Raw genomic sequence first — 6,015 nt, 5'->3', positions numbered from 1 at the left:
ATCCTGCCCCGTCAAGGCACTCTGATCGGCGAGGGTCATCGTCACTGTCTCGATCATCCTGTCTCGCCCTGCTTCACATCAAATGGACTCATCTGTCCCATGTATCACAGCAGTCTGACAGAGAGGGCCCCGCCCGACTCCTTACCAGGCGTCGACTCCACAGCGGTCTCGGTCATCACGAACCTCTTCCTTGATGATCAGATCCGCCGTTAATTAGACACTCCCCAGCGGCGGGATACCTCCTGATCGCCGGAGCGACCCCCGCCGCGTCGGCCGCGTCGGCATCCGGCGACGCGTCGGCCTCCGCCGTCATCTATTGGGCGTTCAGAAATGTCCTGTCCGGCGATTGCCTGACCACCTACGCCAGTGGCGCCATCCGCATGCAGCCGTGTGCTGCCGATGCCAAAGCCCAGGAGTGGCACTGGATCAATCCCGATCGGACCGACGGCTACCGGTTGCTCAAGAACAGGTGGACCGGGAAGTGCCTGAGGATGGAAGGCAGGGAAGTCCGAGTCGGCTCCTACGACTGCGACGTGTTCGGAGGCAACCTGTCGACGATGCACTGGAAGACCATACTGATGGACGGCACCAGATACAGGATCCGGAACGCCTATGCTTCTGATTATCTCCAGCCCGGCCCCGACGGCGTGTACGTCACTCACCTGCCCATCGGCGACAGCGCGAATTGGCGCATAGCCAGGCGGGACTGAACGTCGCCGTCACCTGCTCAGAGACGGGCTCTGCGTCACCGGAGGGGACGTGGACACCGCGAAGGCGCGGTGTCCACACGCTTCCCAAGCACTGCGTTGAGGCGTCGAGCGCGGTCGGCTATGCCGCCCGTTACGCCGCGCCCGTCGTGTGGCTCCCAGCGGTACTCCGCCGCACGGCGCTGCGGTAGTTCGAGGGGAGGCTGTGATGGCCGGCGACGCTGTGCCTGCCGATAATGTCCTCCGGTGCCCCACAGCGTCGTCTCGTCGAAGACGATCGCCGATCGCCGGGGCGCGCGTTCGCGGGAAGGCCGTGCCGAGCGCGAGGGCCAGCGTGGATGCGGCGAGCCCGATGCCGAAACGTTCTGCGCCTGATACGGGCCTGCCGAGGATCTGGCTGCGCCATGCAGCGCCTCCGAAACCGAGAGGTGGTCGGCTGCTCAGCGGCTCACGTGCGTCGACTGCCCGTGACGCCGCCGCACCCAAGAGGGGCCACACCGCGACGGTGTGACATGCGTGATGCGGTGGACGAACCCGAAAGTCGAATGAGACCTCGCTCACATTTCTGTCAGAACGTCACACTTCGCTCCCACGGTCCCTCTCAGGAGGCATGACCAAGGCCGACACCATGACTATGGAAGACCTGCGGGTGCTGCGCACCCCGGAATCGCGATTCGAGAACCTGCCGGACTACCCGTTCGAACCGCACTACGTCGCGGTCGACCAGGGACGGCTGCGGATGCACTATGTGGACGAGCAGCCCGTGACCCCCTCGGGGGAGACCGTCGTCCTGCTGCACGGCAACCCCTCGTGGAGCTACTTGTACCGGCACGTCATCCCACCGCTCGTCGCGGCCGGACATCGCTGCGTGGCCGTCGATCTGATCGGGTTCGGCAAGTCGGACAAGCTCGCCGACCGTCACGCCTACACCTATGACCGCCATATCGGCTGGCTGCGCGAGGCCGTGTTCGACGGGCTGGACCTGCGCGAGGTGACCATGGTCTGCCACGACTGGGGCGGCGCGCTGGGGCTGCCCCTCCTGGCCGCTCACCCGGAACGCTTCCGCCGCGTGGTGGCTGCCAACACCGGCCTGAGCACCGGGGACGAGGACCTCGGCGCGGGCTGGCCGATGATGGCCACCTGGCTGCAGTCCAGCCAGCGCACCCATCCGTTCGAGCCCTCCGCGATCGTGGACGCGATGACCGTCACCGACCTGGACCCGGCGGTCCTGGCCGCCTATGACGCGCCCTACCCGGACGAGTCGTACCTGACGGGCATCCGGCAGTTCCCGCTGCTCATCCCCATCTCTCCCCAGGACGAGTACACCCCCGCGCTCCGGGCGGCCTGGGACGTGCTGGAGACGCTGGAACTGCCGTTCCTGTGCGCGTTCAGCGACCAGGACAACGTCACCCACGGCGACCACACCGCCCTGAGCGCACGGATCCCGGGCGCCCAAGGCCGTACCCATCCCACCATCACCGGCGCGGGGCACTTCCTGCAGGAGGACGCGGGACCGGCGCTCGCGGCCGTCGTCGAGGAGTTCATTCGTTCCACCGCCAAGGAGTACGCGGCATGACCATCCTCGTGACCGGCGCGACCGGCATCATCGGGCGGCAGGTCGTCCGGCACCTGCTCGATCGCGGCCAGAAGGTACGCGCGCTGACCCGCGACCCCGGCCGGGCGGTCCTGCCGGACGGTGCCGAGGTGGCGGCCTGCGACCTCACTGACGCCGCAGGCCTGGAGGAGGCGTTCGACGGCGTGGCCGCCGCCCATCTGATCAATTTCGGCGGGGACCACCAGCCGCTGGCTAGTGGCCGCGACATCGTGGAGGCAGCCGAACGGGCCGGGGTCGGCAAGGTCACCGTCCTGGCCGGCTGGCGGGAGGGCACGCTGGAGCCGGCCGTCCGAGCAAGCGGCCTGGAATGGACCTTTCTGGAGCCCGTGCAGTTCATGGCCAACTTCCTCACCGACTGGGGCCAGGCGCTGCGGAGCACCGGGCGGGTGCGGGAGCCGTACGGTGATCGTAAGAGCCCGCCGATCGACGAATATGACATCGGCGCCGTCGCCGCCACCGTGCTGACGCAGGACGGTCATCACGGGCGGTCCTACCATCTCACCGGCCCGGAGGTGCTCACCGCACGCGGGATGGTCGCCATCATCGGCCAGGTGACCCGCCGCGACCTGCGTTTCGAGGAGCTCACTCCTGATCAGGTGCGCCGGGAGTGGAGCGTTCCGGGGGGCATGCCGTCGCTGTCGCTGTTCCGCGCGTTCAGCCAGGCGGCCGGAGTCGGCGATGCCGACCTGGTGGAGATCCTGCTGCAGATGTACGGCACGCCGAACGAGTACGGCACCGCGCTGACCGACCAGGTGGAGCAGGTCATCGGCCGGCCGCCGCGCACGTTCGCCCAGTGGGCGGCCGAGCACGCCGATCACTTCCGGCCCGCGGCGGCGGCCTGACCCCGAGTTCCCAGGAGAAGGGACCATGTTGCCCTCGCAGACCGACCGCCCATTCCGCTTCGGGATCGCGCTGCACATGGCCGCGGACCGCCGCGAATGGCGTGCGTCATGCCGCCGGGCCGAGCAGATCGGGTTCGACACCATCGCGGTCATCGACCATCTCGGCAAGCTCGCGCCGTTCCCGGCGCTCGCGCTCGCCGCGGAGGCCACCGAGCGGGTACGTCTGGGCACGTACGTGCTGGACGCCACCTTCCACAGCCCGGCGCTGCTGGTGCGCGATGTCGCCAGCACCGATCTGCTGACCGGCGGACGCCTGGAAATCGGTCTGGCCGCCGGACGGCCATCGGCCGGAGCCGACGATCTCCGCCAGGCGGGCATGCCGTACCCGACCCGGGTGGCCTTCGTACGCACAGCGCTGAAGGAGCGGATCACTCAGGTCGAGCTCAACCACGAGGCACCGGCTGTCGTGATCACCACCGCCCGGCGTCAGGCCCTGGACCGGCTGCGCTTCCTTGCCCCCTCGCTGACCACCGAAGAGCTCGGGAACGTACCCGGCATCCTGGTCGGCACCCCCGCACAGATCGCCGAACAGATCCGCAGCAACCGGGCAAAGTTCGGCTTCACCTACATCACCGTCCTGGACGGCGGTCTCGATGGCGGTCTCGACGCCATGGCCCTCGTCATCGAACTGCTGCGCTGACCACGGCGCGGTTGCCACATGAAAGCGAACAACTCATGATCGTCATAACTGGAGCGACCGGCGCCGTCGGGCGTCTCGTCATCGCACAACTCCTCGCCGAGGGCGCCGCCGTGCGCGCGGTGAGCCGCTCCCCGCAGCGATCCGGCCTGCCGGACGAGGTGGAGCTCGCAATGGGCGACCCGTCCCGGCCCGGCACGATGGCCACCTGCTTCGACGGCGCTGAGGCCGTCTTCCTGCACTCGCGTACCTTCGGCGACTCCGCGGACAAGCTGCTGGCCGTGGCCGCCGAGAGGGGCGTGCGCAAGGTGGTGGCTCTGTCGGCGATGAACATCGGCGACCCGTACGAGCTGCAACCCTCCCGCTGGCGCGGCGATCGCAACAAGGAGGCCGAGGAGGCGGCCGTCGCCAGCGGCATGACCTGGACCAGCTTGCGTGCGAGCAGCTTCGCCGGTAACACCGCACAGGCGTGGGGCGTCCAAATCCGCTCCGGCGACGTCGTCCGCTACGTGCATGCCCGGTTCCGGGAGTCCATTCTGGACGAGCGGGATCTGGCCGAGGTCGCGGCCCGTGCGCTGCTCACTGATGAGCTGGCCGGCCGCAGGCTGGAGCTCACCGGGCCGCAGTCGCTGTCGCACGAGGAGATGGTGGCCGTGATCGCCGCCGCGCTCGGCAGGCCACTGCGCTTCGAGGAGCTCCCGCCGCAGGCCGTCGCCGCACACCTGGTCGACAACGGACTGCCCGAGCCATGGGCGCGCGCCCTGATGGCCCGCTACGCGCACTACCTTGGCCGCGACCAGCATCCCGTGACCGGCGAGGTGGACGAGGTCCTCGGCCGCCCGGCGCGGGCCTACGCTGACTGGGTGGCCGACCACCTCGCCGCCTTCAGGAACCGGTGAGGCGTCCGATGTCCACCGCTTACGTCATCACCGCACTGGTGACCATCGCCTTCAACACCTTCTCCGGCTTCGCGGCCATGACCCGGTTAAAGCCGATCATGCGGACGCTCAGGCCTGCCCTCGCCACGGCCGGCGTGCCGGAATCATGGCTGGTCTGGCCGATCGGCGCGCTCAAGGCCCTGGGCGCGCTCGGGCTCGCACTCGGCCTGCTGGGCGTCCCGCTCGTCGGCACGGCCGCCGCCGCGGGACTGGTCCTGTACTTCGTCTGCGCCCTCTACACCCACCTGCGCGTCAGCGACTTCTCCCCGCAGTTCTACCTGGCCATCGTGTTCCTCGGCCTGGCGGTCGCCACCCTGGCACTCGACCCGGCTCTCGTGCTGACCACGACGCGCTGATCGCCACCCACCCGGCGCCTGGAGACGCGAACCAGGCCGCCGGGTCTTCTGAGACCTGAGACGACTCATAGGTATGACATCCGAATCGACGGGAGTGATGACATGGTTAAGGTGATCGGCGCGGGCTTCCCGCGCACCGGCACGTCCTCGATGAAGGCTGCGCTGGAGCGGCTGGGATTCGGCCCCGTTTACCACATGTTCGACGTCCTCACCCGGACGGGGCACGTGGAGCGGTGGCTGCCGGTGACCGACGGCAAGACCCTCAACTGGCCGGAAGTGCTGCAGGGATACGAATCCACCCAGGACTGGCCGGCCAGTCACTTCTGGCGCGAGCAGGCTGAGGCCTATCCTGAAGCGAAGGTCGTTCTGACCGTCCGTGACCCGCACCGCTGGTACGCCAGCATGCAGGTGCTCATCAGCGAAGGACCTGGCAGGGAGCTTCCTGCCGAGCTTCCAGAGCAGGCCGCAGCCTTCTTCGGGGCCATGGCGAGGTTCGGCCCGGTGCTGAACCACATCGGTCGATCCGCCTTCGGCGCCGGTTGGCACTTCAACGGCGGCATGCCGGACGATGCAGTCGCGGTCGCCGCCTTCCACCGCCACCTCCAGGCTGTCAGGAGCACTATCCCGGCTGATCGGCTGCTGATCTTCGACGTCCGCGAAGGATGGGAGCCGCTGTGCCGATTCCTGGGAGTGGAGGTCCCGGATGAGCCGTTCCCGCACCTCAACGAGTCAGGGTGTAGGGCGACGCTGAAGATGGGCATGTAGGCGGCGTTCGTGGTGTCTATGTGGACGACATGAACGACCCCGCCAGGCGATGGCCTGACGGGGTCTGGTGCTCATGGTGTCGTGGTGGTGCTCAG

General features: G+C 68.3%; 7 protein-coding genes. All 7 read left to right on the top strand.

Features of this window, described 5'->3' with window-relative positions:
- The first annotated feature begins 212 nt into the window (after positions 1 to 212).
- The gene (locus tag ABGB01_RS45640; RefSeq protein ID WP_347780574.1) at positions 213 to 710 is read left to right on the top strand and encodes a hypothetical protein; all 498 of its coding nucleotides are present in this window, start codon (positions 213 to 215) and stop codon (positions 708 to 710) included.
- Positions 711 to 1,317: 607 nt separating this feature from the next.
- Positions 1,318 to 2,283 (top strand): haloalkane dehalogenase, encoded by a 966-nt coding sequence (locus tag ABGB01_RS45635; RefSeq protein ID WP_347780573.1) that lies wholly within the window; start codon positions 1,318 to 1,320, stop codon positions 2,281 to 2,283.
- On the top strand, positions 2,280 to 3,164 hold the full coding sequence (locus tag ABGB01_RS45630) for an NmrA family NAD(P)-binding protein (protein ID WP_347780572.1): 885 nt from the start codon (positions 2,280 to 2,282) through the stop codon (positions 3,162 to 3,164). Before ABGB01_RS45635 ends, ABGB01_RS45630 begins: the two co-directional genes overlap by 4 nt.
- 25 nt (positions 3,165 to 3,189) lie before the next feature.
- Positions 3,190 to 3,864, top strand: coding sequence for an LLM class flavin-dependent oxidoreductase (locus tag ABGB01_RS45625; protein WP_347780571.1), 675 nt, complete (start codon positions 3,190 to 3,192; stop codon positions 3,862 to 3,864).
- Between the two features lie 35 nt (positions 3,865 to 3,899).
- A complete protein-coding gene (locus ABGB01_RS45620; RefSeq protein ID WP_347780570.1) occupies positions 3,900 to 4,760 on the top strand; it encodes an NAD(P)H-binding protein in 861 nt (286 codons plus the stop codon).
- A gap of 8 nt (positions 4,761 to 4,768) precedes the next feature.
- Positions 4,769 to 5,155, top strand: coding sequence for a DoxX family protein (locus ABGB01_RS45615; protein ID WP_347780569.1), 387 nt, complete (start codon positions 4,769 to 4,771; stop codon positions 5,153 to 5,155).
- A gap of 102 nt (positions 5,156 to 5,257) precedes the next feature.
- Entirely contained in the window at positions 5,258 to 5,920 is a 663-nt protein-coding gene (locus ABGB01_RS45610; RefSeq protein ID WP_347780567.1) for a sulfotransferase family protein, read from the top strand.
- The last annotated feature ends 95 nt before the right edge of the window (positions 5,921 to 6,015 follow it).

Source organism: Nonomuraea sp. B5E05 (assembly GCF_039880665.1).
In the GTDB taxonomy this organism is placed as follows: Bacteria; Actinomycetota; Actinomycetes; order Streptosporangiales; family Streptosporangiaceae; genus Nonomuraea.
The sequence above is the reverse complement of the archived record's forward strand: the minus strand, read 5'-3'. Positions and strand labels throughout refer to the sequence as shown.

What these genes read in the sequence shown, in the direction of transcription:
- ABGB01_RS45620 (WP_347780570.1), top strand. Translation starts at nt 3,900, where the DNA reads ATGATCGTCATAACTGGAGCGACCGGCGCCGTCGGGCGTCTCGTCATC.
- ABGB01_RS45615 (WP_347780569.1), top strand. Translation starts at nt 4,769, where the DNA reads ATGTCCACCGCTTACGTCATCACCGCACTGGTGACCATCGCCTTCAAC.
- ABGB01_RS45610 (WP_347780567.1), top strand. Translation starts at nt 5,258, where the DNA reads ATGGTTAAGGTGATCGGCGCGGGCTTCCCGCGCACCGGCACGTCCTCG.
- ABGB01_RS45630 (WP_347780572.1), top strand. Translation starts at nt 2,280, where the DNA reads ATGACCATCCTCGTGACCGGCGCGACCGGCATCATCGGGCGGCAGGTC.
- ABGB01_RS45635 (WP_347780573.1), top strand. Translation starts at nt 1,318, where the DNA reads ATGACCAAGGCCGACACCATGACTATGGAAGACCTGCGGGTGCTGCGC.
- ABGB01_RS45625 (WP_347780571.1), top strand. Translation starts at nt 3,190, where the DNA reads ATGTTGCCCTCGCAGACCGACCGCCCATTCCGCTTCGGGATCGCGCTG.